The 24,298-nt window shown below is 71.1% G+C and carries 23 protein-coding genes and 2 tRNA genes; 15 read left to right on the top strand and 10 right to left on the bottom strand.

The window, feature by feature from the left end:
• The first annotated feature begins 118 nt into the window (after nt 1–118).
• Nucleotides 119–1,984, top strand: a complete 1,866-nt coding sequence (locus ACFZDI_RS17315) for an EAL domain-containing protein (RefSeq protein ID WP_391251403.1) — start codon at nt 119–121, stop codon at nt 1,982–1,984.
• On the opposite strand, the gene ACFZDI_RS17310 is transcribed toward ACFZDI_RS17315, so the two are convergent.
• The gene (locus ACFZDI_RS17310) at nt 1,954–3,066 is read right to left on the bottom strand and encodes an MsnO8 family LLM class oxidoreductase (RefSeq protein WP_391251401.1); all 1,113 of its coding nucleotides are present in this window, start codon (nt 3,064–3,066) and stop codon (nt 1,954–1,956) included. The two genes, ACFZDI_RS17315 and ACFZDI_RS17310, sit on opposite strands and share 31 nt — an antisense overlap.
• A gap of 127 nt (nt 3,067–3,193) precedes the next feature.
• Entirely contained in the window at nt 3,194–3,463 is a 270-nt protein-coding gene (locus tag ACFZDI_RS17305; RefSeq protein WP_391251399.1) for a hypothetical protein, read from the bottom strand.
• Nucleotides 3,464–3,723: 260 nt separating this feature from the next.
• Here ACFZDI_RS17305 and ACFZDI_RS17300 point away from each other — a divergent pair, with 260 nt between their 5' ends.
• Both ACFZDI_RS17300 and ACFZDI_RS17295 read left to right on the top strand, forming a co-directional pair.
• Entirely contained in the window at nt 3,724–3,945 is a 222-nt protein-coding gene (locus ACFZDI_RS17300; RefSeq protein WP_391251397.1) for a hypothetical protein, read from the top strand.
• Entirely contained in the window at nt 3,942–4,205 is a 264-nt protein-coding gene (locus ACFZDI_RS17295; protein ID WP_391251395.1) for a hypothetical protein, read from the top strand. Before ACFZDI_RS17300 ends, ACFZDI_RS17295 begins: the two co-directional genes overlap by 4 nt.
• A gap of 61 nt (nt 4,206–4,266) precedes the next feature.
• Here ACFZDI_RS17295 and ACFZDI_RS17290 read toward each other — a convergent pair whose 3' ends face one another.
• Both ACFZDI_RS17290 and ACFZDI_RS17285 read right to left on the bottom strand, forming a co-directional pair.
• Nucleotides 4,267–4,998, bottom strand: a complete 732-nt coding sequence (locus tag ACFZDI_RS17290) for an aspartate/glutamate racemase family protein (RefSeq protein ID WP_391251393.1) — start codon at nt 4,996–4,998, stop codon at nt 4,267–4,269.
• Complete coding sequence (locus ACFZDI_RS17285) at nt 4,995–5,810, bottom strand: aspartate/glutamate racemase family protein (protein WP_234849013.1); 816 nt, start codon at nt 5,808–5,810, stop codon at nt 4,995–4,997. The genes ACFZDI_RS17290 and ACFZDI_RS17285 overlap by 4 nt, the downstream gene beginning before the upstream one ends.
• A gap of 196 nt (nt 5,811–6,006) precedes the next feature.
• On the opposite strand from ACFZDI_RS17285, the gene ACFZDI_RS17280 reads away from it, so the two are divergent.
• Both ACFZDI_RS17280 and ACFZDI_RS17275 read left to right on the top strand, forming a co-directional pair.
• Nucleotides 6,007–6,954 (top strand): NAD(P)-dependent oxidoreductase, encoded by a 948-nt coding sequence (locus ACFZDI_RS17280; protein WP_391251391.1) that lies wholly within the window; start codon nt 6,007–6,009, stop codon nt 6,952–6,954.
• A gap of 17 nt (nt 6,955–6,971) precedes the next feature.
• Entirely contained in the window at nt 6,972–8,390 is a 1,419-nt protein-coding gene (locus ACFZDI_RS17275) for an amidase (protein ID WP_391251389.1), read from the top strand.
• Here the strand turns inward: ACFZDI_RS17275 and ACFZDI_RS17270 are convergent.
• On the bottom strand, nt 8,371–8,865 hold the full coding sequence (locus ACFZDI_RS17270) for a DUF3830 family protein (protein ID WP_234849016.1): 495 nt from the start codon (nt 8,863–8,865) through the stop codon (nt 8,371–8,373). The two genes, ACFZDI_RS17275 and ACFZDI_RS17270, sit on opposite strands and share 20 nt — an antisense overlap.
• A 107-nt stretch (nt 8,866–8,972) precedes the next feature.
• Between ACFZDI_RS17270 and ehuB the strand changes: the two genes are divergently transcribed.
• The 6 genes from ehuB (at nt 8,973) to ACFZDI_RS17240 (ending at nt 13,185) form a co-directional block, all read left to right on the top strand.
• Nucleotides 8,973–9,902 carry an ectoine/hydroxyectoine ABC transporter substrate-binding protein EhuB gene (ehuB, locus tag ACFZDI_RS17265; RefSeq protein ID WP_391251387.1) on the top strand — a complete coding sequence of 310 codons (930 nt, stop codon included), beginning with the start codon at nt 8,973–8,975 and terminating at the stop codon, nt 9,900–9,902.
• The gene (gene ehuC, locus ACFZDI_RS17260) at nt 9,899–10,615 is read left to right on the top strand and encodes an ectoine/hydroxyectoine ABC transporter permease subunit EhuC (RefSeq protein ID WP_391251385.1); all 717 of its coding nucleotides are present in this window, start codon (nt 9,899–9,901) and stop codon (nt 10,613–10,615) included. Before ehuB ends, ehuC begins: the two co-directional genes overlap by 4 nt.
• Nucleotides 10,612–11,262, top strand: a complete 651-nt coding sequence (gene ehuD / locus ACFZDI_RS17255) for an ectoine/hydroxyectoine ABC transporter permease subunit EhuD (RefSeq protein WP_234849019.1) — start codon at nt 10,612–10,614, stop codon at nt 11,260–11,262. The genes ehuC and ehuD overlap by 4 nt, the downstream gene beginning before the upstream one ends.
• The gene (gene ehuA, locus ACFZDI_RS17250; protein ID WP_234849020.1) at nt 11,252–12,049 is read left to right on the top strand and encodes an ectoine/hydroxyectoine ABC transporter ATP-binding protein EhuA; all 798 of its coding nucleotides are present in this window, start codon (nt 11,252–11,254) and stop codon (nt 12,047–12,049) included. The genes ehuD and ehuA overlap by 11 nt, the downstream gene beginning before the upstream one ends.
• Nucleotides 12,050–12,256: 207 nt before the next feature.
• The gene (locus tag ACFZDI_RS17245; protein WP_391251382.1) at nt 12,257–13,015 is read left to right on the top strand and encodes an IclR family transcriptional regulator C-terminal domain-containing protein; all 759 of its coding nucleotides are present in this window, start codon (nt 12,257–12,259) and stop codon (nt 13,013–13,015) included.
• A 96-nt stretch (nt 13,016–13,111) separates the two neighbouring features.
• A tRNA-Lys gene (locus tag ACFZDI_RS17240) sits at nt 13,112–13,185 on the top strand.
• A 193-nt stretch (nt 13,186–13,378) separates the two neighbouring features.
• Here ACFZDI_RS17240 and ACFZDI_RS17235 read toward each other — a convergent pair.
• The 5 genes from ACFZDI_RS17235 to ACFZDI_RS17215 all read right to left on the bottom strand — a co-directional run bounded on the left by ACFZDI_RS17235 (nt 13,379) and on the right by ACFZDI_RS17215 (nt 18,911).
• Nucleotides 13,379–14,986 (bottom strand): AMP-binding protein, encoded by a 1,608-nt coding sequence (locus ACFZDI_RS17235; protein ID WP_391251380.1) that lies wholly within the window; start codon nt 14,984–14,986, stop codon nt 13,379–13,381.
• A 55-nt stretch (nt 14,987–15,041) separates the two neighbouring features.
• Nucleotides 15,042–15,536: a hypothetical protein gene (locus tag ACFZDI_RS17230; protein WP_391251377.1), complete on the bottom strand. Its 495-nt coding sequence runs from the start codon at nt 15,534–15,536 to the stop codon at nt 15,042–15,044.
• A gap of 98 nt (nt 15,537–15,634) precedes the next feature.
• Nucleotides 15,635–16,240, bottom strand: coding sequence for a lytic polysaccharide monooxygenase (locus tag ACFZDI_RS17225; RefSeq protein WP_234849025.1), 606 nt, complete (start codon nt 16,238–16,240; stop codon nt 15,635–15,637).
• Nucleotides 16,241–16,341: 101 nt separating this feature from the next.
• On the bottom strand, nt 16,342–17,463 hold the full coding sequence (locus ACFZDI_RS17220; protein ID WP_391251375.1) for an SPFH domain-containing protein: 1,122 nt from the start codon (nt 17,461–17,463) through the stop codon (nt 16,342–16,344).
• Nucleotides 17,464–17,600: 137 nt separating this feature from the next.
• Nucleotides 17,601–18,911, bottom strand: a complete 1,311-nt coding sequence (locus tag ACFZDI_RS17215) for a peptidoglycan-binding protein (RefSeq protein ID WP_391251373.1) — start codon at nt 18,909–18,911, stop codon at nt 17,601–17,603.
• Between the two features lie 197 nt (nt 18,912–19,108).
• Here ACFZDI_RS17215 and ACFZDI_RS17210 point away from each other — a divergent pair.
• From ACFZDI_RS17210 to ACFZDI_RS17195, 4 genes are all read left to right on the top strand, one after another.
• A tRNA-Lys gene (locus ACFZDI_RS17210) sits at nt 19,109–19,182 on the top strand.
• Nucleotides 19,183–19,280: 98 nt separating this feature from the next.
• Nucleotides 19,281–19,994 carry an FCD domain-containing protein gene (locus tag ACFZDI_RS17205; protein ID WP_391251371.1) on the top strand — a complete coding sequence of 238 codons (714 nt, stop codon included), beginning with the start codon at nt 19,281–19,283 and terminating at the stop codon, nt 19,992–19,994.
• 323 nt (nt 19,995–20,317) lie between these two features.
• Complete coding sequence (locus ACFZDI_RS17200; protein ID WP_234849029.1) at nt 20,318–22,318, top strand: glycosyltransferase family 2 protein; 2,001 nt, start codon at nt 20,318–20,320, stop codon at nt 22,316–22,318.
• A complete protein-coding gene (locus tag ACFZDI_RS17195) occupies nt 22,315–24,255 on the top strand; it encodes a kelch motif-containing protein (protein WP_234849030.1) in 1,941 nt (646 codons plus the stop codon). The genes ACFZDI_RS17200 and ACFZDI_RS17195 overlap by 4 nt, the downstream gene beginning before the upstream one ends.
• Nucleotides 24,256–24,298: the final 43 nt, after the last annotated feature.

Raw genomic sequence — 24,298 nt, 5'->3', positions numbered from 1 at the left:
GATCTGGCTGTAGGGCCGGTTGGCCGGGAAGACTGGACACCGGCTGGAAGGCGCTGGTGCCAGCCTCTATGATCGGCACACTTTCCTGACCTTTCCTGCACGGACAGAGATCGAATACATGCGGGAGCGAGCGGTGAGCGGAACCTCCGAAGGGCCGGCGCCCGCAGCAGAACTGGACCGGCCGATCGTCACAGAGAGTGAGATCGATACGTCTGCCCGTACCGGGCCGCCGTCCCGGCAGCCCTACCGCGCAGCCTTCACGGCCGCCCCGATCGCCATGGCGGTCGTGGACCGCGAGGGCGCGGTCGTCAGCGCCAACGACGCACTGGCCGCGCTGCTCGGCGGCGACCCGGAGGAGCTCACCGGGTCCGTCGCCGCCGACCTCGTCGACCTCACCTCCGACGCCCGCACCTGGCACGCCTACCGCGAGGTGCTGCGCGGCCGGCAGTCCCGGCTGCGCTGCACCCGCCGGCTCAAGCACCCCGACGGGCACTCGCTGTGGGTGCAGGTGACGGTCACCCCGCTGCCCGTCGAGGACAGCGGCGTCCTGCTGGCCGTCGCCGACATCAGCGCCCGGCGGGAACTCCAGGCCCGGCTGCGGCACTTGCAGATGCACGACCCGGTGACCCGGCTGCCCAACCGCACCCTGTTCTTCGAACGGCTGTCGGCCGCGCTGGAGGCGGAGTCGTACGAGGAGAGCGGCACGGGCCGGATCGGGCTGTGCTACCTGGACCTGGACGGTTTCAAGGCCATCAACGACACCCTCGGCCACCGGGTCGGCGACCGGCTGCTGGCCGCCGTCGCCGAGCGCCTCACGCGCTGCGCGGACGAGGCCGGCCACGCACGGACCAGCATCCCGCTGGTGGCCCGGCTCGGCGGTGACGAGTTCGCGCTGCTCGTCGAGGACTCCACGGGCACCGAACAGCTGGCCGAGCTGGCCGAGTCGGTGCTGCGGGCGGTCCAGGAGCCGTTCGACATCGCCGGGCAGCGGCTGTCGGTCTCGGCGTCGATCGGGGTCGTGGAGCGGCACGCCGCGGGCACCACGCCCACCGCGCTGATGCAGGCGGCCGACACGACGCTCTACTGGGCGAAGGCCGACGGCAAGGCCCGCTGGACGCTGTTCGACCCGGAGCGCAACGCCCACCGCATGACCCGCCAGGCCCTCGCCTCCACACTCCGGCCGGCCATCGACCGCGGTGAGTTCCAGCTGGAGTACCAGCCGCTGGTGGGCATGGAGGACGACCGGCTGCACGGCGTCGAGGCGCTCATCCGCTGGAACCATCCCCAGTTCGGCGTACTGACGCCGAATCGGTTCATCGGACTGGCCGAGGAGGACGGCTCGATCGTCCCGCTGGGCCGCTGGGTGCTGCGCACGGCCTGCGAGCAGGCCCGGCGGTGGCAGCTGGACCACCCGGACGAGCCGCCGATCTTCGTCAGTGTGAACGTGGCCGTGCGGCAGGTCTGGGACTCGGACCTGGTGGCCGACGTGGCGGAGACGCTGGACGCGACGGGCCTCGCGCCGCACCTGCTCCAGCTGGAGCTGACCGAGTCGGCGGTGATGGGCTCGGCCGGCCGGCCGCTGCAGACCCTGAAGGCGCTCAGCGACATGGGGGTGCGGATCGCCATCGACGACTTCGGCACCGGCTACTCGAACCTGGCGTACCTGAGCCGGCTGCCGGTGTCGGTGCTGAAGCTGGACGGGTCCTTCGTGCGCGGCTTCCAGTACGACGACCGGGAGGCGGCGGCCCGCGCCAACCCGGCCGACGAGGTCGTCGTCGAGGCGATGATCCAGCTCGCGCACCGGCTCGGGCTGACCGTCACGGCCGAGTGCGTCGAGACCTCGGCGCAGGCCACCCGGCTGCGCAGCATCGGCTGCGACACCGGACAGGGCTGGCTCTACTCCCGTCCGGTGTCACCGGACCGCATCTCCGAGCTGCTGGGCACGCCGGACGTTCAGGCGGAGGCGGGCGCCGGCAAGCCGTAGGCGTCGGCGATGAGTTCGTAGGAGCGGACGCGGACGTCGCCGCCGTGTGCGTTGGCCGTGATCATCAGCTCGTCGGCGCCGGTGCGCTTGGCGAGGTCGTCCAGGCCGGAGCGGACCTCGTCCGGGGTGCCGTGGATGACGTTGGCGTTCCAGGAGTCGACGAAGTCGCGCTCCATCGGGCTGAACTCGTAGGCCTCCGCCTCCTCCGGGGTGGGCACGAGGCCGGGGCGGCCGGTGCGCAGCCGGACCATGCTGAGCGCGGCGGCGAGCACCTGCCGGCGGGCTTCCCGCTCCTCGTCGGCGGCGAACGCGGAGACGCCGATGAGGGCGTACGGCTCGTCGAGCACGGTGGACGGCTGGAACGACTCCCGGTACAGGTCGAGCGCCGGGAGCGTGTTCTGCGCCGAGAAGTGGTGCGCGAAGGCGAAGGGCAGGCCCAGGGCGCCGGCCAGGCGGGCGCTGAACCCGGAGGAGCCGAGGAGCCAGAGCGGCGGGCGGTGCGGGGACTGGACGCCGCCGGGGCTGGTCGCCTGGACCGGGCCCGGTACGGCGTGGATACGGCGGTAGGGATGCCCGTCGGGGAAGTCGTCGTCGAGGAAGCGGGTCAGCTCGGCGAGCTGCTGGGGGAAGTCGTCGGCGCCCTCGTTCAGCCGGTCGGTGCGGCGCAGGGCGGCGGCCGTGGCGCCGTCCGTGCCGGGGGCGCGGCCGAGGCCGAGGTCGATCCGGCCCGGGGCCATGGCCTCCAGCGTCCCGAACTGCTCGGCGATCACGAGCGGGGCGTGGTTGGGCAGCATCACGCCGCCCGAGCCGAGGCGGATGCGGTCGGTGTGGGCGGCGAGGTGGGCCAGGATCACGGCCGGGGACGAGGAGGCCACGCCCGGCATGGAGTGGTGCTCGGCGACCCAGTAGCGGTGGAAGCCCCGATTCTCCGCGAGACGGACCAGGTCGACGCTGGTGCGCAGGGCGTCGGAGGCGGTGCGGCCGGCTCCGACGGTGACCAGGTCCAGTACGGAGAGGGGGACGGGGGCGCTGCCCCGCGCCGCGCCGCGGATCTCGTCGCCGCGTGTGTCGTCTGCCGCCACGGTGGGGTGCCTCCTGCTGTGGACCGGGTGCTGTCGTTCCGGCTCTAACAGGGGACTGTCCCCGGTTATTCCCGGCCACTGCGCCGGGGGCCGTCAGGCGGCCTCCCGGCCACTGCGCCCGGGGCCGTCAGGCGGCCTGCTCCCAATCGCTCCGGGCGCTGTCCTGCGGGGGCGTGCGGTGCGCCTTCTCGCGGGCCCGCAGGACGGTCCACGCGAGGGCGGCCAGGGAGGCGGACCACCAGGGCAGCGGCCACACAGCACCCCACCAGCTCAGGTGGGGATGGAGGGAGGCGTCCGCGGCGGCCGAGGCCATGGCCGCGGCCAGGCTCCAGCACAGCAGGCGCCCGGCCAGCTGGACAACGCTTGCATCGGATCTGAACGGGCCCGGTTCGGCCATCGGAAGTCCTTCACGGCACGACTGGCTGCGGACGTGGTCAGTGTGCACGGGATCGGCGGCAGAGGGGGAACGCGCTTTCGGTCAACCGACGTGGCATGTGAGGTGGCGGAGTTGAGCATTCGTCAGCATCGGGCGGGGAGTTGGGACGGCTTTGCCCCGTTCTCCACCGAAGAAGGGGCGGGACCGATTCCGGCCCCCGTGAAGCACGCGTTCGAGGGAACGGCCCCCTTCCCCCGGCCGCCCCGGGGCACTCGGGCCCCATGGACACTGGTGCGTACCGGGCGGCGCGAGCGGGCGACTGCCTCAAGGCCGCCTTCGCGGTGGCCGTCGCGATGAATCTGGCGGAGGCCCTCTGGGAGCCGGACGGAGTCCTCTGGACGGCGGCCAGGGCGGCGGCGAGCGTGCTCTTCCTGGTCGCCCTCGTCGCCTGTGTCGTGCTGTGGGTGCTCCGCCGGCGGCGCTCGCGGAGCGAGCGTCCATGAGCGGGGACGGGGGCGGCCTGCGCACTCGCCTGCGCGGCGCGGTCGCGGGGGGCTGCTTCGGGGCCGTGGTGGCCGGACCGCAGGAGCTGCTCGACTCCGGCGTGGGCCGGGAGATCCTCCTGGCCCTGGTGGTCGGAGCCGTCGCCGGCTCAGCCGTCGGCTTCGCGTTCCCCTCGGTCCTTCGGCGTGGCCGCCCGGAGCCGCCCACCCTCCCGCCACCGCCGTATCCTCCGCCCCCACCACCGGAGCGGAGGCCATGAACCGCGGCCTCCTCGCCGCCCGCGACCGCTGCCACGGGCGGCGAGGATCAGGGCTTCGGACTCACACCTGGACGATCGGCTCCCGTGTGAAGAGGGCGCCCAGTTGCGGCGCGTTCACCCGTCGGTCGGCCAGGCGCAGGGCCTCCCAGACCGTGACCTGGTTGGCGGTGAGGACCGGCTTGCCCAGTTCCTTCTCCAGGGCCGGGATGTGGGCCGCCGTGTGGAGGGCCGTGTCGGGCAGCAGGACGGCCTCGGCGTCGGGGTGGTCGGAGTTCCGGGCCAGGGCGAGGAGTTCGGCCTCGCCCCAGGTGCCGACCTCGGCGGCGGTGATGACGCCGGAGCTGTTGACCGACACGACCTCCACACCCGCCGCGCGGAGGAACTCCGCGAACAGCTGCGCCACGTCCTCCGGGTAGGTCGCGCCGATCGCGACCCTGCCCGCGCCCACCTCCCGTACGGCGTGGGCGAAGGCGAAGGACGTGGACGACGCCGGCATGCCGGCCGTCTGCGCCAGGGTGCGGACCTGCTCCTGGGCGCCGTCCCAGCCGTAGACGAAGCTGCCGCTGGTGCAGGCCCACACCACCGCGTCCGCCCCGGCGTGCCGCAGTTCCTGGACGCCCGCCGCGAGCCGGCCGGCCGAGCCCATCTCGAGCAGCGCGTCCACCCGGTGCGCGTCCTCACCGATGTCGGTGTGCACCAGGTCCACCCGGATGTCGCTGCCCAGCAACTGCTCGATGCGCGGATAGTCGTCCTCGGCGGAGTGGCCCGGGTAGAGAAATCCCAGTGCTGTCATGTCCAGCCTTCCTGCTGCTGCTCTTCTTCCGGCACTACGGGACCGGGGTCCGCCCCCGGCGCTGCGGGGCCGGAACGCGCCGCCGGATTGATCAGCGCTTGGTACGGCCCCACCGCACGGGTACCCAGTCGGCGCAGTGCCGCCCACATCGTCACTTGGTTGGCCGAGATCACGGGGATGCGCAGCTCGGCCTCCAGCTGGGGGATCACGTCGTACGTGGGCAGGTTGGTGCAGCTGATGAACAGCGCGTCGGCGTCGTCGCGGACGGCCTGCCGCGCCATGTCCACCACATCCCGGTAGGGCACCTTCCAGATGTGCCGGGTCAGCCCCATGAAGGCGCAGCCGGAGATCGTCACGCCGGCCTGGGCGACATAGGCCTCCAGCGACTGTGTCACCGAGACCGTGTAGGGCGTCACCAGTGCCACCCGGCGTACGTCCAGTTCCACCAGGGCCTCCAGCAGCGCGCCGGAGGTGGTGATCGCGGGGACGGCACCGGCCCGGCTCATCGCCTCGCACATGGCCCGCTCGCCCATCATGCCGCCGACGAAGCTGCCCGACGTACAGGCGTAGGCGACGACCTCGGGGGCGATCGCGGTGAGCGTGCGGACCGCCTCGCTCAGCGTCTGGTGCTCGCTGACCAGGCGGGCCAGGTCGAGACTCACCTCGACCGGCACGAACGGTGTGCGGGTCACATGGAGGGAGACCTCGTCCGGCACCCAGCGCCACAGTTCGCGGTCGAGTGCGAAGTCGAACGGGGCGACGACACCGACCCCGCGCTGCGGGCCGGGCCCGCCGAGAAAAGAGACGTCCATGGCAAGCACCGGCCTCACGCTGGGCAACGAGTGTGCAACGGATCGTGGGAACGCCCGTGTTGACGACGGTAGGTTCGGGTGCGAGCGTGGTCAATCCGCCCGGATCACTCCTTGGTCAACACCGGGTTAACTCGTCGTCACCGGCGGCCGCCGCACGGCCGCCGGCCCCGCCGAACGGCTGGAGAATCGGCTGCTCATGCCCACCCCCACGCTCCTCGTCCTGGACGCCGAACCCCTCCCCCGCCTCGGCCGCCTCACCGGCCGCGCCCGTATCGAACACACCGACGCGGCCCATCTGGCCGAGCGCCTCCCGCGTGCGGACGTACTCCTGGTGTGGGACTTCACCTCGCGCGCCGTGCGGGACGCCTGGCCGGGCGAGGGTCCGCGGCCGCGCTGGGTGCATACGGCCAGCGCCGGTGTGGACCATCTGATGTGTCCGGAACTCGCCGCCTCCGACGCGGTGGTGACCAACGCGCGCGGCGTCTTCGACCAGCCGATCGCGGAGTACGTCGCCGCGCTCGTGCTGGCGATGGCCAAGGATCTGCCGAGGACGCTGGAGCTGCAGCGGGAGCGGACCTGGCGGCACCGCGAGTCGCACAGGATCGCCGGGAGCCGTGCCGTGGTGGTCGGTTCCGGGCCGATCGGCCGGGCGATCGCGCACACCCTGGGGGCGCTGGGCATCACGACCGCGCTCGTGGGCCGCGCCGCGCGCTCCGGCGTGCACGGCCCGGAGGACCTGGACCGGCTGCTGGCGCGCGCCGACTGGGTGGTCGCGGCGGCGCCGCTCACGGACGAGACGCGGGGGATGTTCGACGCCCGCCGCTTCGGCCTGATGCAGCCGTCCGCCCGGTTCGTCAACATCGGCCGTGGGCAGCTGGTCGTCGAGGACGCGCTCGCCGAGGCCCTGGCCAAGCGGTGGATCGCGGGCGCCGCCCTGGACGTCTTCGAGGCCGAGCCCCTGCCCGCCGACAGCCCGTTGTGGGGGGCGCAGGACCTGATCGTGTCCCCGCACATGAGCGGCGACATCATCGGCTGGCGCGACGAACTCGGCTCCCAGTTCGTGGAGTTGTTCGAACAGTGGTCGGCCGGGGAGCCGTTGAGGAACGTGGTCGACAAGCAGCGTGGGTACGTACCTGGTCACTGACGTTCCTGGGAGGGTGGATGACCGAGCTCACCGAGCTGACCGCCGTACGGCTCCTCGCGGGGTACCGCAAGGGCGAGTGGAGTCCCGTGGAGGCGACGCGGGCGGTGCTGGAGCGGGCCGAGGCGATCCAGCCGGAGGTGAACGCCTTCGTCCGGCTGACCGCCGAGGACGCGCTGGAGCAGGCCCGGGAGTCGGAGGAGCGATGGCGGCGCGGCGAGCCGCGGGGGCTGCTGGACGGGGTGCCGGTAACCGTGAAGGACATCCTGCTGCAGCGCGGGACGCCGACCCTGCGCGGCTCGAAGGCCGTGGACCCGGCGGCGGGGCGATGGGACGAGGACGCCCCCTCCGTGGCCCGGCTGCGCGAGCACGGGGCGGTGTTCGTCGGCAAGACGACGACGCCCGAGTTCGGCTGGAAGGGCGTGACGGACTCGCCGCTCAGCGGGATCACCCGCAACCCGTACGACCCCTCGCGCACGGCGGGCGGGTCGAGCGGCGGCAGCGCGGCGGCCGTGGCGCTGGGCGCGGGGCCGCTGTCGCTCGGCACGGACGGCGGCGGCAGTGTCCGCATCCCGGCGTCGTTCTGCGGGATCTTCGCGCTGAAGCCGACGTACGGGCGGGTGCCGCTCTACCCGGCGAGCGCGTTCGGCACGCTGGCGCACGTCGGGCCGATGACCCGGGACGCGGCCGACGCGGCGCTGCTGATGGACGTCATCGGGCATCCGGACCCACGCGACTGGTCGGCGCTCGCGGCCCCGGCCGGTCCGTACACCGACGCCCTGGCGGGCGGGGCGGGGATGCGCGGGCTGCGGGTGGCGTACTCGCCGTCGCTGGGCGGGCAGGTGGCGGTGCAGCCGGCGGTCGCGAGCGCGGTGCGGCGGGCGGTGGAGCGGCTGGCGGACCTCGGCGCGTACGTCACGGAGACCGACCCGGACCTCACCGACCCGGTCGAGGCCTTCCACACCCTGTGGTTCAGCGGGGCGGCCCGGGTGACCCAGCATCTGGGCCCGCGGCAGAAGGAGTTGCTGGACCCGGGCCTGCGGGAGATCTGCGCGCGGGGCGCCCGCCACACGGCGCTGGAGTACCTGGCCGCGGTGGACGTCCGGATGGACCTGGGCCGCCGGATGGGCCGCTTCCACGAGGGCTACGACCTGCTCGTCACGCCGACCATGCCGCTCACGGCGTTCGAGGCGGGCGTCGAGGTGCCGAAGGGTTCCGGCCATCGGCGGTGGACGGGCTGGACCCCGTTCACCTACCCGTTCAACATGACGCAGCAGCCCGCGGCGAGCGTGCCGGTCGGTGCCGACACGGACGGTCTGCCGATCGGGCTTCAGCTCGTGGCCGCCCGGCACCGCGACGATCTGGTGCTGCGGGCGGCCCACGCGCTGTACGGGGCGGGGGTGGCCTCCGCCGGCCGGCCTACGCCCGCCGGAAGCTGAGCGACTCCCCCGCCGCTCCCGACCTCCACAGGTCGTTGCACGCCTCGGCCATGGTCTCCAGGCCGTCGACGACCTGGCCCCAGACGATGCCGGGGACCCAGCCGACGTCGCCGTTCAGCAGCAGGTTGTTGCGTTCGTAGAACAGGGCCAGGTCGACGAGGGTGGTCCCGGCGCGGACCTCACGGTCGTAGCCGTACGCCTTGGTCCCCAACTCCGCCCCGGCGAAGGTGAAATAGCACAGGTCGCCGGGGATCGGGGTGATGGTCGGGTTCTCCAGGGGTGGCTCGGTTGCGGCGAAGGGCGGGAAAAGGGCGTAGATCTCGTTGCGTGCGTACTTCGCGTGGTAGACGTCGCCGGCCAGCGGAAGGGAGTCCCAGACGGCCGCGCAGGTGATCGGCGCGCGGTCGTCCAGCAGCCTGGCCGTGCAGGTCACGTCACGCTTGACCAGCGAGACTTCGATGTAGCGATCAGCCATGCCCTCCATGGGAGTGCCCGCCGCCGCTGCGGTCAAGGGCGCACCGGGTACGTGCGGGGCTTGAAAAGATCGGCATAACCCGCAGGCGGTCGGGTAGCCGCGCGCCCATGGCTCCACCACAGAGAAGCCCACTCAAAGTTCCTGAACCCATACTCCGGCCCGGCTCCGGGCCCGCCCGCCGGTCGCTGCTCGCGGGGGTCGCGGCGCTCGGCGCGCTGGGCGCCGCCGGATGCAGCAAGGTCGCCACGGCGTCGGACGCCGAGGGCGGTGACCTGCTCGGCCGGCTCCGGGCGGCGGGCGTCGTCCGGCTCGGCATCGCCGGCGAGATCCCGTTCGGCTTCATCGACAAGAACGGCGAACTGACCGGTGAGGCACCGGAACTGGCCAAGGTGATCTTCAAGCGGCTCGGAGTCGACCGGGTGCAGCCCGTGCCGACCGAGTTCGGCTCGCTCATCCCGGGCCTGAACTCCCAGCAGTTCGACGTCGTCGCCGCCGGGATGTACGTGAATCCCGAGCGCTGCGAGCAGGTCATCTTCGCCGACCCCGACTACCAGATGCTCGACGCGTTCATCGTGCGCAAGGGCAACCCGAAGGGGCTGCACAGCTACAAGGACGTCGTCGGGAAGAAGGCGAAGTTCGCCACCGGGACCGGCTACGCCGAGATCCAGTACGCCGTGGACGCGGGGTACGAGGAGAGCGACATCCTCATCGTCCCGGACCAGGTGGCGGGGCTGAACGCCGTCGAGGCGGGGCGCGTGGACGTGTTCGCCGGTACGGCGCTCACCGTGCGCGAGGTGGTGAAGAAGTCCGCCAAGGCGGAGGCCACCGACCCGTTCAAGCCGATCGTCGACGGCAAGCCGCACGTCGACGGAGGCGCCTTCGCGTTCCGGCCGACGGAGACGAAGCTGCGCGACGCCTTCAACGTGGAGCTGCGCAAACTCAGGAAGAGCGGCGAACTGCTCCGCATCCTCAAGCCGTTCGGTTTCACCGAGGCCGAGATGACGGATCTGACCGCGAAGGAGCTCTGCGGCGGATGACCTCGGGACTCTGGGAACTCGTGCTCAAGGGCGTCTGGGTCACGGTCCAGCTGCTCGTCTGCAGCGCCCTGCTGGGCGCCGCGGTGTCCTTCGCCGTCGGCGTGGCGCGCACCCACCGGCTGTGGATCGTCCGCTTCCTCGCGGGCCTCTACACCGAGGTGTTCCGCGGTACGTCCGCGCTGGTGATGATCTTCTGGGTGTACTTCGTGCTGCCCATCGCCTTCAGCTGGCAGCTGGTGCCGCTGTGGGCGGGCACCCTCGCGCTCGGCCTGACGTACGGGGCGTACGGCTCCGAGATCGTGCGCGGCGCGCTGAACGCGGTCGACCCGGCGCAGAAGGAGGGCGGGATCGCGCTCAGCTTCACGCCCTGGCAGCGGCTGCGGCTGATCCTGCTGCCACAGGCGGTGCCGGAGATGATCCCGCCGTTCTCCAACCTGCTCGTCGAACTGCTCAAGGGCACCGCCCTGGTGTCCATCATGGGCATGGGTGACCTGGCGTTCAGCGGCAACCTGGTGCGGCTCGCGCTCCAGGAGAGCGCGGAGATCTACACGATCGTGCTGCTGATCTACTTCGTGATCGCCTTCGTCCTGACCCGCGGCATGCGCGGCCTGGAGCGCAAGCTCAAGACCGGCACGAACAAGCCCGTCGGGAGCACACCCGACCAGGAGCTGGACCGTGCGCAGACCACCGGTGTGGGAGGTGCAGTCGCATGAAGTGGGACTGGAGCGCTGTCAGCGGCTTCCTGCCGCACCTCTGGGACGGTCTGCTGGTCACCTTGCAGATCCTGGCCCTCGGTTCGCTGATCTCGTTCGCGCTGGGCCTGGTGTGGGCGCTGCTGATGCGGGTGCCCTCGCGCTGGGTGACCTGGCCGGTCGGCGTGGTCACCGAGTTCGTCCGCAACACCCCGCTGCTGGTGCAGCTGTTCTTCCTCTTCTACGTGCTGCCCGAGTGGGGCCTGACCTTCTCGGCGCTGACCACCGGCGTCTTCGCGATCGGGCTGCACTACTCGACGTACACGATGCAGGTCTACCGGGCCGGTATCGAGGCCGTGCCGGTCGGCCAGTGGGAGGCGGCGACGGCGCTGAACCTGCCGCTGCGCCGGACGTGGACCGCGGTGATCCTGCCGCAGGCGGTGCGCCGGGTCGTGCCGGCACTCGGCAACTACGTCATCTCCATGCTCAAGGACACGCCGATGGTCATGGCGATCACCGTGCTGGAGATGCTCGGCCAGGCGCGCCTGTACTCGCAGGAGCACTTCCAGTTCACCGAGCCGCTGACGGTGATCGGCGTGGCCTTCATCGTCATTTCCTACCTGGCCTCCCTTGCCCTGCGAGCCCTGGAGCGACGCCTTGCCCACTGACACCCTCCCCAATCCCGGCACCGACCCCGAGAAGACCCCCGCCCGGGGCACCGGTGAGCTGATCCGGCTGGAGCAGGTCACCAAGCGGTTCGGGAGCAACACCGTCCTGGACCACCTGGACTTCTCGGTCGACGCCGGCAAGCACGTCACCCTGATCGGTCCGTCCGGATCCGGCAAGACCACGATCCTGCGGCTGCTGATGACCCTGCTCAAGCCCGACGAGGGCACGATCACGGTCGACGGGCAGCAGCTGTTCCCGGCCTCCGACAAGCAGGTCCGCGAGGTCCGCAAGAAGATCGGGATGGTCTTCCAGCAGTTCAACCTGTTCCCGAACATGACGGTGCTGCGCAACATCACCGAGGCGCCGGTCACGGTCCTCGGCCTGTCCAAGGACGAGGCGGTGGAGCGGGCCAAGGGGCTGCTCGACCTGGTGGGCCTGGCCGACAAGTGCGACGCGCACCCGGCCCAGCTCTCCGGCGGCCAGCAGCAGCGGGTGGCGATCGCCCGGGCCCTGGCGATGCGCCCGCAGGTGCTGCTCCTGGACGAGGTGACCTCCGCGCTCGACCCCGAGCTGGTCGCGGGCGTCCTCGACGTCCTCAGGGACATCGCCCGCTCCACGGACATCACGATGCTCTGTGTGACCCACGAGATGAATTTCGCCCGGGACATCTCGGACCGGGTACTGATGTTCGACCACGGCCGGATCATCGAGTCGGGCACACCGGAAAAGATCTTCAGCGACCCCGAGCTCGACCGGACACGGGAGTTCCTCAGCGCAGTGCTCTGACTACACCCCGTGAACAGGCAGAACTCCCACCTCGTGACGAGGGCGTGACTGGGGCATGCTTCTGGCATATGCCAGAGTGTCATTGCCCCAGTCCGGGGCCCCGGGAATCTTGTCAACCCCCGCTCCCCGCAAGCCTTTTGCCGGTTAACCTGGAAGAGGTTCACTGACCGGATTACGGCCCTACAGCAAGCGCAGGGGGAGACCACCGTGGCGCTGAAGCACGAGCCGACCACCCCGTACCACTCGGCCCAGGAAGCCCTGCGCGTCCTGGAGACGGTGGCGCGGAGCACCAGCGGTGTCACCGACACCGAGCTGGCCCGCCACACCCGCATCACCCCGGAGCGCCTGACCACGCTCCTGCGCATGCTGCGCCGCGAGGGCTACGTCGAGCAGATCACCGACGGCGCGTACGTCACGGGCGAGACCCTGACCCGCCTCGGCTCCGCCCACCACCGCGAGCAGGCCCTGCGCGACAAGCTCCAGCGCACCCTCGACCGGCTGCGCGACTCCGTCGGCGCCGCCGTCTACATGAGCCGGTACATCGACGGTGAGATCAGCATCACCCAGTACGCCGACAGCCCGGCCGCGCCCAAGGTCCACGAGTGGGTCGACTTCCGCTCCTCGGCCCACGCCACCGCCATCGGCAAGAGCCTGCTCACCCAGCTCGACCACGCCGGCCGCCGCGACCACCTCGCCCGGCACAAGATGGCCCGCCTCACGTCGCGCACCATCACCAGCGACCGGCTCCTGCTCTCCCGCCTGGAGTCCCAGCCGCCCACCGTGCCCGTCCTGGACCTCCAGGAGTACGCCGTCGGCACGGTCTGCGCGGCCGTCCCGATCACAGCCGGCTCCTCCGTCGGCTGCCTGGCCCTGTCCCTCCCGGTCGAACACGCCCACCGCCTGCGTCAGGCCGCGGACACCCTCAACCGCCACGCGGCACCGATGCTGCTCTCCATGGCGATCTAGCCGGATGCCGGGTGGTCAGGAGCACCCCTCGGCATTGGGTAGTATTTTCTGCGTCGCCCGCCGCGGAACACGGTTCCGAGGGCAGGCGAGAGTCATGCGCCGCTAGCTCAGTTGGTTAGAGCAGCTGACTCTTAATCAGCGGGTCCGGGGTTCGAGTCCCTGGCGGCGCACGGATGAGGGGCCTCTCGTGGGAGCGAGGGGCCCCTTCTCGTCGTAGCCGGACGTCGGGGAGGAGCCCAGGCGGGACCCACGGTTCCCGAGGTGAGCGCCGGAGCGAGACGGTTCCTGATCACCGCCGGGACGCGCACCTAACCCGAGTTCGGCGAGCTGATCTGGAGCGCCCCCGTCCCCGCCCTGGTCTCCTCACTCGTCCTGCCCGCCTTCGACGTCGCCGTCAGTGCGGGACAGCAACCGGTATGCGCCCCCTGGCCCCCGCCGCCACACCGGATCCGGGCAGCGCACGCCCTGCTGGCGCAGGGACGCCCGGTGGATCTTGTTCGTCGCCGTCACCGGCATCCGCCGCACCACCCGGACGAACCGCGGCGCCATCTTCGTCCCGAGATCGGGCTGGGCGGCGAGGAAGGCCGCGAAGGACTCCGGGTCGAACGATCCGGCGATCGTCGCCATCACCTGGTCACCGGTGACCGGGTCCGGCACGGCGTACACGCACACCGCCTCCGCCCCCTCGTAGCGCGCCAGGATGTTCTCGATCATCGCGGCCGCCAGGTTCTCCCCGTCGACGCGGAGGCGGTCGTCGGTGCGGCCGGCGAAGTAGAGGTAACCGTCGGTGTCGCGGCAGAAGAGGTCGCCCGTCCAGTACCCGCCGTCCCTGACGCGTTCCGCCTCCGCCCCCGGATTGCGCCAGTAGCCCTCGAAGAGGCTGGGACCGCGGTTGACGAGTTCGCCGATCGCCTCGTCCCCGTTGAGCAGCCGCCCCGCCCCGTCGAACACGGCCGGCGCGCACTCCTTCCCCGTACCCCGGTCGAGGACGACGAGCCCGGGTGCCGCCCGGCCGACCGCACCCGACGGCGTGCCCGGCGACCACGTGATCGCCGCCCCGCCCTCCGACGAGCCGTAGCCCTCCACCAGCCGCACCCCGAAGCGCCGCTCGAAGGCCGCCGCGGCCACCGCGCCCGCCTCCGTGCCGAAGCCCAGGCGGAGGGAGGTGTCCCGGTCGTCCGGGCGCGGCTCGGTGGCCAGGACGTACTGGATCGCCCGGCCCACGTACGTGAAGTACGTCGCCCCGTACCGCCGCACGTCCGGCAGGAACCCGGACGCCGAGAAACGGCGGCGCAGCGCCACCGTCGCGCCGGTCACCAGCGCGGGTGCCCAGTCGGCGATCACCGCGTTGCCGTGGAACATCGGCATGCAGACGTAGTGGACGTCGTCCGGGGCCAGGGCGAACCGGTCCGCCAGCGAGCGGCCGGCGGCTGCCAGGCGGCCCTGGGAGCACAGCGCGGCCTTCGGGGCACCGGTCGAGCCGGAGGTGAAGTAGAGCAGGAGCCGGTCGCCGGGAGCGGCCCGGCACGGGTCCGGGCGGGCGCCGGCGTACGGGGTGAGGAGCTCGGCGTACTCCGCCGTGTCCGTCACCAGGAGCCGCACCCCGGGCAGGTCCAAGCCTTCGATCAGCGGCAGGTGAGCCCGCTCGGTGATCAGGACACGGCACTCGGTGTGCAGGATGTCCCGGGCGAGTTCGGCGCCGCGGCGCGTGGGGTTGATCCCGGCGACCGCCGCCCCGGCCAGGGCGGCCGCGCCCAGCCACAGCGGGAACTCGGGGGTGTTGTCGAGCAGCAGGCCGAGGTGGGGTTCGGCGGCCGGCGGGAGGAGGTCCCTGAGCAGTGCGGCCCGGGCCGCGGCACCCGCCGCCACCTGGTGGTGCGTCAGGGTCCGGTCCTCGCACCGCAGACCGGGGCGGTGGTCACCCCACCGGGCGGTGACCAGCTCCGCGACCGTGCTCGCCGTCAAGTTCATGGGCGGGCAGAGTAATTGACGTATCGTCAGATGTGGAGGGCCGCGGCCGCACGGTTCACGGCCGCACCGTCGTCCGGCTGTCGACGCTGAAGACGACGTCGCCGTACTCGCCGAAGGCCTGTCCGTACGCGGCGACGAACCCCGCGCAGAACACCACGGCCACCCCGAGGAACGCCAGCATGCCGACGGCGCTCACCGCCTGCCTCGTGCGGCTCGGCGTCTGGGCCGTGGCCACGACCTGCCGGCCGTCGGTGTAGTACACCGTGACGTAGTCGCCCTCGACGGTCGTCGCAGGGCCGCCGTCCTCCTCGAAGCGGATGACCCGGCCGTCGTGTGCGATGAACTCGTAGACGTGGTGGAGGGTGCTGCGCACGGAGGTGTCGCCGTGGCCGCCGCTGACGTTGGTGAAGGTGCGCAGGCAGCGGCCCTCCGCCGTCAGCCCGCTGTTCCAGGCGCCACGGATCTCCAGCCAGCGCCGCACGACGCGGCAGGCCATGAAGAGGGCCAGGACCATGATCAGGCCGGGCACGACGTAGAAGACCACGTCCATCGCGCATCCCCCGAGGTCGATGCGCCGACCCGGGCGGCCGACGTGGGAGGAACCTACCCGCGCCGGCCGCACCGGTGACTCAAGGGAACCTCAGAGGTTCAGAACGTCACGTCCGAGCAGGCGTAGAACGCGTTGGCCGTGTCGGCGATCGTCCACACGGCCACGATGACGTGCCGGCCGCTCAGCCCGGTCGGCAGCCTGCCACTGTGGGAGAGCGTGGACGGCGGGCGCTGCCCGTTGTACGGCACCGTGAAGAACGGGGTGAGGTTGAGGTCGGACCGGGCCAGGTTGTGGTTCTGGTTCCAGCCCGGCTTGGTGACGTAGTACTTGAAGTCGGTCGTGGCGTGCATGGCCGTGAACTGCCAGCGGAACGTGTAGTTCTGGCCGCCCGTCACCCGGGTTGTGGGCCAGGCGCCGCCGGACGGGGTCCGCGGGGCGCTGAGCTGGCTGAACTGGCCGAGGCCGGCGTTGCAGATCTGTCCGTCGGCCGGCCCGGAGGCGGGGAATCCCTTCGGGCCCTCGACACTCTGCGGCTCCCACTGGATCGAGCCGCAGTTGGTCACGGTGCCGTTCTGACAGAGTTTCTGCCTGCTGATGGGGAGATCGGTGTAGCCGTGGCCGCTGGCACCGCCGGAGGAGAGCACGAGGGCTCCGGTCGTGGCCAGTCCCACCGCGACTGCGGACAACTTGGTCCTGGTACGCATGCTGCCGCTCCTGGAGAACGTGGGGGAAGTTCGGTGAGCCGTGCGTGTAGGTCTAGACCAAGTTCGAGATTATGGGCGCTAGTTGAACATGTCCATACCAATCACGGAGCTGTTTCTCCCCGGCCCGCGCAGAACGCCACCGTCAGGTCCTTCACCAGCGCCTTCCGCTCGTAGTCGTCGAGTTCGACCAGCCCCCGCACGGTCAGCCGGGTCACCGTGTCCTCCACCGAGTCCACGACCGAGGTGAGCACGCTCGCCCGGTGCCGCGCGTCCAGCGCCGCGATCCGGCGGCGGTGCATCGCGGCGGCGATCTCGGGGGCGTACTCCACCCGGACCGGCTGCACGGAGAACACCTCCAGGCCGACCGGGGCCGCGTCCGCCGCCACCAGCCGGGTCAGTGTCTCGCCCGCCGCCTCCCCGGCTCCCCGCGGCCCGCCCGGCATCTCCACCGGCACCCGGGCCAGCGCCGCCTCGACGCACTCGCGCAGATACGTCTCGTGGTCCTCGACGCCCAGCACGGCCCGCGCGGTGTCCCGCACCCGCCACACCACCAGCACGACCACCCGCAGCGCGACGCCGCCCCCGTCGGCCGCCGGCACCGGCTCGCTGCGCCAGTGCCGCAGCCGTACGTCCACCGGGCGGCGCAGCAGCAGCGGATTCACCCACAGCAGACCGGAGCGCCGGACGGTCCCCCGGTAGCGCCCGAACAGGCCCAGCACCCAGGCGCGCCCGGTGCGGCCCCGGGCCAGCCCGCCGATCCCGAACAGCCCGAGCGCCCCGGCCCCGGCATACGCGGCCCACTGCGCGGGGCCGAGCCCGGCCCCGGCGTACGCGGGCAGCCGCAGCGCCTCCAGCACGAGCGGCGGCAGCGCCCCAGCCCACCACGAGGTGGCCACGCACCCGGCCGCGCCGCAGGCCCCGGCCAGTACGCCCGCCGCTCCGGGCAGCACCCGGGCGGGCCGCTCCACCAGGTCGGGATCGACCTGGGGCACCGGGCACTGCGGCGTGACCGCCGGGCGCCGCAGCCGCGGTTGCTCCCCCGTCCCCTGCCTGCGGCCGACGACCGCCGGCTTCAGCGGCACCGGGGCCGGGTCGGGGTCGTCACGGAACAGCAGGTGGACGGGGATCTCGGTGGTGGCCTCGTTCTGGATGAGCCGGGCGGGCCGGGCCGGGCCCTCGGCCGGCCCGTCGGGCTCGGACGGGTGGGAAGTGGTCGTACTCATGCGTGCCTCCAGCCTCCGCGCCAGATGCGTCACAACGGTGGTCCCGGGTGCGGGCCCGCGGAAGGGGACCCGGCCGGGGTTCGGGGCCCGCCCGAGGGGGGCCGATCAGGGGCCTTGGCCCTGTGAGAACCGGGGCCCTACGAGACGAGGCGCCGCCAGGTCTCCGGCCCCGGGTAGCCGTCCGCGGCTCCGCCTCGCCAACCCTGGGCGCGCTGGAAGGCCTCGACGGCGCGCCGGTCCGCCTCACTCCAGAGCGGCCCCGGCCCGACCTGGTAGAACCTGCCGAACCCCTTGCTCACGAGCTGCTGGCCCAGCTGGGTGACGTAGGCGTTGTTCGCGCCGGGGCGGAACATCGCCCGGCCCGGGTAGCCGGGGACGCCGTGGGAGGCGGGCGGCGGGCCGACCGCTCCGTCCTTCACGTCCTTGCCCTTGCCGGTGACGAGCAGCTCCCAGGTGTGCGGTCCGGGCAGACCGTCGGCCTCCGCGCCCGTCCAGCCCTGCGCCGTCTGGAACGCCCGGGTCGCCCGCCGGTCGGCGTCGGTCCAACGGGGCCCCGGTCCCGACGCGTACGAGCCGCCGGCCCCGCGCGCGACGAGCATGCGGCCGAGCTCTGTGACGTACTTGTTGTTCGCGCCGGGGCCGAAATACGCCGCTCCCGGGAACGGCGTGGCGGCCGGGGCGCCGGGCGTGCCGGCGTCCTTCCCCGGCACCGGCTCCTCCGGGACGACGCCCTTGTAGCGGTAGGGGACGTACCGGGAGGAGTTGCTCCAGTAGGCGTACGGGGTGGACGCGCGGCGGGTGTGCGGGCGGGTCTGCTCGTAGGCGGTGTAGGTGGTGTGCGCGCTGTCCGTCCAGCCGCCGAAAATGGTGACGTGCGAGCCGTTCGCGGGGTCGGCCGCATTGTGGAACAGCAGGATGTCGCCCGGCTGGAGTTCCTCTTTGGAAATCTTTTCCGCGTACTGGGCGAGGCTGCCCGTCCATTCGTTTCGGGGCAGTTTCCAGGCCATCGACACATAGCCGGAGCAGTCCTGCCGGTATCCGTCGGACCAGTAGGCGCTCATGCTGTACGGCACCGTGGCGGCGACCCAGGTCTTGGCCCGGTCGATGATCTCCGTGCGGGTGAGGGAGGCCGGCTTGGGGGCGACGGAGGTCGTCGCCGGACCGCCCGGGCCGTACAGCGGGGCCGTCACCCCTTGGGGGCTGTCGGGCTCGTCACCTGCGCGGACACCGGGACGGTGGGGGGCGTACGAGGCGGCCGCGGCCGGTACGGCGTGGCCCGCGCCGAGGGCCGCGGAGGCCACCGCGGCCAGGGCGAGGGCCCGGTGGGCGGCCGGGTGGCCGCTGGTACGGCCCGCCCGGGAACGCGGCAGGACGCGGCGCCAGTGGACACAGCCGGGGCAGTCGCAATCGCTCGCGGGGTCGATTTCCTCGAATACCGGAGACTCCATGCGATTCCCCTCACACTTCCGGCGGAAAATGCGGCGCCCGTGCACCGGAGGGCCCGCGTCGTCAGTTTCGCAACTGTCTTCCGCACGCGCATGCTGACGGTCCGAATGATGTACGCGGCCGCCTCGGCGGGGGCCCGCGCCCGGGCCGGGTGGTCGGGAGCACCCCGCGGCGTCCTGTAGGGTTACGACGTCAGCAGGCGCCGCTAGCTCAGTTGGTTAGAGCAGCTGACTCTTAATCAGCGGGTCCGGGGTTCGAGTCCCTGGCGGCGCACCGACCGGAAGGCCCCTCGCAGCAGCGAGGGGCCTTCTGTTTGTCTTCGTATGTCCGTCCGAGGTCCCCCTCCGGTCCTGGCCGGATACCCTCTGGCCATGGCAGCGCGTGACCTACAGGAGCGGATCAAGAAGCTCATCCTCGACCGCCGGCTGGCCTCCGGGGCCCCGCTGCCGACCGAGCCCGAGCTGATGGAGCACCTCGGCGCGAGCCGGAACTCGGTGCGGGAGGCGCTGAAGGCGCTCCAGGCGATGGGCATCGTGGAGATCCGGCACGGCTTCGGCACCTACGTCGGCCCGATGTCCCTGGCCCCGATGATCGAAGGCCTCGCCTTCCGCACGGTCGCCGGGCACTCCCGGGGCGAGGACTCCCTGCTCCAGCTGCTGGAGCTGAGGGAGGCGGTGGAGACGGGGCTGGTGTCCCGGCTCGCCGGGCGGATGCCGGAAGCGGACCTCGTTGAACTGGACGCGCTGATCGACCGTATGGAAGAGCAGGCCGCGCGCGGCGCCGGCCTCGCCGAGACCGACCGGGCCTTTCACGCCACCCTCTACCGGGGGCTGGACAACGTGCTGCTGTGCGAGGTCCTGGAGGCGTTCTGGGACGCCTTCCACCGGGTCCGCACGGACCTCGGGGGCGAGCCGCAGGACCCGAAGGTGACCTGCCGGCAGCACCGGGAGATCCTCGACGCGGTGCGGTCCGGGGACGCGATGCGGGCGGAGGAGGCCATAAGGGAGCACTTCGGAAACATCCGCGCCCGCCTGTCGACAACGGCTCCGCAGGCCCCCCACACCCGCCACAATGAACGCGTATGACCGGTTACCGCCGCGTTCGCATCTTGCGATCATGATGGACGCCGTAGAACCTTGGTCTTCTCGTTTTACAGGATGCTGCGCTTACGCGGCAGTTGGGGGGATTCGGAACCGGTTGCGGACCGGGCGGGGGTAGGGGCCCTGTCCATGAGCCGATGCCGTGGGGGGCATCATGCAACCGGAAGGTCGCGTTGCCGTGTCTATAGGGTGTGGATGACGTGGTGACTGCGATCCACCACTGAGACGTCTGTGAAGGTCGAGGGGGACCTGCACCAGACGGTACGAAGCTACGAAACACGCGCTTTTCGCGTGTGGGGGGATGACTCATGACGTCGAGGCCCACGGGTGCCCGGCAGGAAAACGACCCGTCCCAGACCACCCAGCTCAGGGTGCCGGCGCACCGGATGAGCACCACGGGGACATTCCGGCGGATCAAGAAGACGCTGCCGAGATACGACTACGAGCACTACAGCCGGCTCGCGGGTCCCCTCACCCAACCGGATCCGAACAAGCCGTACAAGGTGCAGTACCGCTCCCTCATCTCGCAGGAGCCGCACCGCATCCGGGTCGCGCTGATGCTGGCCGCGGCCCCGGTGCTGTCGCTGGTGCTGCTGTTCTGGCTGCTCCAGCCCGAGCACTGGACCGAGCGCGACTACCCCGCCTTCGACTGGCTGCCCGCGCTCGACATGGTCATGCTCGTCTCGATCGGTCTGATCGAGTTCTTCCGCTGCATGAACGTGCTGTCCAACGCGCACGCCACGCTGGTGGCCCGCGACCCGATCCCGGTGGTGCCCGAGACCGGCACCAGAGTGGCCTTCCTCACCTCCTTCGTGCCCGGCAAGGAGCCGCTGGAGATGGTGACGAAGACCCTGGAGGCCGCGGTCAAGATCCGCCACCGGGGCCTGATGCACGTCTGGCTGCTCGACGAGGGCGACGACCCCGATGTGAAGGCGGTCTGCGAGCGCCTGGGCGTGCACCACTTCTCCCGCAAGGGCGTCGCGAAGTGGAACCAGGCCAAGGGCCCGCACCGCGCCAAGACCAAGCACGGCAACTACAACGCCTGGCTGGAGGCGCACGGCGACGACTACGACTTCTTCGCGTCGGTCGACACCGACCACGTGCCGCTGCCCAACTACCTGGAGCGGATGCTCGGCTTCTTCCGCGACCCGGACGTCGGCTTCGTCATCGGCCCGCAGGTCTACGGCAACTACGACAACCCCATCACCAAGGCCGCCGAGTCCCAGCAGTTCCTCTTCCACGCGCTGATCCAGCGCGCCGGCAACCGCTACGGCTCCCCGATGTTCGTCGGCACGTCCAACGCGGTGCGCATCAAGGCGCTGAAGCAGATCGGCGGTCTGTACGACTCGATCACCGAGGACATGGCGACCGGCTTCGAGATGCACCGCCACAAGAACCCGGCGACGGGACGCAAGTGGCGCTCGGTGTACACGCCGGACGTGCTCGCCGTCGGTGAGGGCCCGAGCGCCTGGACGGACTTCTTCACCCAGCAGATGCGCTGGTCGCGAGGGACGTACGAGACGATCATCGGGCAGTACTGGAAGGGCTGGTACTCGCTGCCGCCGAGCAAGCTCTTCAACTACACGATGATGATCATCTTCTACCCGATGTCGGCCCTCAACTGGATCCTCGCGGCGCTCAGCTGCGCGCTGTTCCTGGGCCTGGGCGCCTCGGGTGTGAACATCGACCCGGCCGTGTGGCTGATGCTCTACGGCAACGCCTCCGCCCTGCAGATCGGCCTGTACGTCTGGAACCGCCGGCACAACGTCTCGCCGCACGAGCCGGAGGGCTCCGGCGGTGTGGCCGGCATGGTGATGTCCGCGCTCTCGGCGCCGCTGTACGCGAAGGCGCTGATCGACTCCGTGCTGCGGCGCAAGAGCAAGTTCGTGGTGACGCCCAAGGGCGACTCGGCGAGCCCGGACCGCTGGTTCGGCACGTTCCGCTACCACTGGTACTTCGTCGCGATCTTCGGTGCGTCGATCGTGGCCGGCTTCGTCTTCGGCCACTCCCACCCGGCGATGATCATCTGGGCCACGTTCGCGCTGCTGATCACCGCCTCGCCGGTGTTCGCCTGGCGCTGGCAGCTGCGGCAGGACGCAAAGAAGCCCGCTGCCCACGCCGCGGGGCAGCCGCAGGACCCTGCGGGTCCGAACCGGACGCAGTCGCTGCCCATCCCGCAGCAGCCGTCGGCTCACACCCCGCAGCAGAAGCCCACTTGGGCCGCCACCCCGGGCGCACACGGGGAGGTCGGGGGATCCGACCAGACCATGCACATCGCCCTTGGTGGACTTGGGGGACGTAAGGAATGAACGACCGTGCAGGCCGCCGCCGGGCCCGTCGACTCGCGATCGGCACGGCGGTGGTACTCGCGCTGGCCGGGATGAACGGGCCGTGGCTCTACCGCTTCAGCACCGAGAAATACCACCAGTACACAATCAACAAGCCGGAGTACAAGGCCGCGAACGGCAAGTGGGAGATCGTCGATTTCCCCGAGGAGTACCGGCAGAACACCATCCACGCGGCGCTGCTGCGCACCGGCAAGGTGCTGCTCGTCGCGGGGTCGGGCAACAACCAGGACAACTTCGACGCGAAGAAGTTCGACACCCGGATATGGGACCCGGTCAAGGGCACCATCAAGAAGGTGCCCACCCCGGCCGACCTGTTCTGCACCGGCCACACCCAGCTCGCCAACGGCAATCTCCTGATAGCCGGCGGCACCAAGCGCTACGAGAAGCTCCAGGGTGACGTCACCAAGGCCGGTGGCCTGATGATCGTCCACAACGAGAACCCGGACGAACCGATCACCCTGCCCGCGGGCACGACGTTCACCGGCAAGAAGAACGGCAAGACCTTCGTCTCGAAGGACCCGGTCCTCGTGCCGCGCGCGAAGAAGGTGTTCGACAAGGCGACCGGCAAGTTCCTGCGCAACGACCCCGGTCTCGGCCGGATCTACGTCGAGGCGCAGAAGCGGGGCAAGAAGTACGAGACGGGCACGCAGGACAACTACCGCGTGCACGGCCTGAAGGGCGCCGACGCCAAGAACACCTACGGCATCGCGCAGAAGCTCGCCCTCGACAAGAAGGACTTCCAGGGGATTCGGGACGCCTTCGAGTTCGACCCGGTCGCCGAGAAGTACATCAAGGTCGACCCGATGAAGGAGGCCCGCTGGTACCCGACGCTCACCACCCTGAGCGACGGGAAGATCCTCAGCGTCTCCGGCCTCGACGACATCGGCCAGCTGGTCCCGGGCAAGAACGAGGTCTTCGACCCGAAGACCAAGAAGTGGGCCTACACCGGCAAGGTCCGGCAGTTCCCGACGTACCCGGCGCTGTTCCTCATGCAGAACGGCAAGGTCTTCTACTCCGGGTCCAACGCGGGCTACGGGCCGGACAACGTGGGCCGTGAGCCGGGCGTGTGGGACGTCGAGACCAACAAGTTCTCGAAGATCCCGGGCCTGAGCGACCCCACCCTGATGGAGACGTCGGGCACGGTGCTGCTGCCGCCGGCGCAGGACGAGAAGTACATGGTGGTCGGCGGCGGCGGCGTCGGCGAGTCCGAGAAGTCCAGCGAGAAGACCCGGATCGTCGACCTGAAGAAGCCGGACCCGCGCTTCGTGGACGGCCCGTCCCTGGACAAGGGCACCCGCTACCCGAACGCCTCGATCCTGCCCGACGACAGCGTGCTGATCTCCGGCGGCTCGGAGGACTACCGCGGCCGCGGCGACTCCAACATCTTCGAGGCGCGGCTCTACGACACGGAGAAGAACGAGCTCAGGCGCGTCGCCGACCCGCTCGTGGGCCGCAACTACCACTCCGGGTCGATCCTGCTGCCCGACGGACGCGTGATGTTCTTCGGCTCCGACTCGCTCTACGCCGACAAGGCCAACACCAAGCCGGGCGAGTTCGAGCAGCGCATCGAGATCTACACGCCGCCCTACCTGTACGGCGACAAGGAACAGCCCGCGCTGTCGGGCGGTCCGCAGACCATCGAGCGCGGTGGGACGGGGACGTTCACCTCGTCGGACGCGGCGAAGGTGAAGAAGGTCCGGCTGATCCGGCCGAGCGCCGCCACGCACGTCACGGACGTCGACCAGCGGTCGATCGCCCTGGACTTCAAGGCGTCCGGCGACAAGCTGACGGTGACCGTGCCGGAGAACCGGAACCTGGTCCAGGCGGGCTGGTACATGCTGTTCGTGACGGACGCCGACGGCACCCCGAGCAAGGCGCAGTGGGTCAAGGTGCCCTAGCGGCCCCGGGACCGGCGACGAGGGGCGCTCTCCCTGTGGGAGA

This window comes from Streptomyces sp. NPDC007907 (assembly GCF_042959365.1).
Taxonomy (GTDB): domain Bacteria; phylum Actinomycetota; class Actinomycetes; order Streptomycetales; family Streptomycetaceae; genus Streptomyces; species Streptomyces indiaensis.
This window is presented reverse-complemented; position numbering and strand designations above follow the sequence as displayed.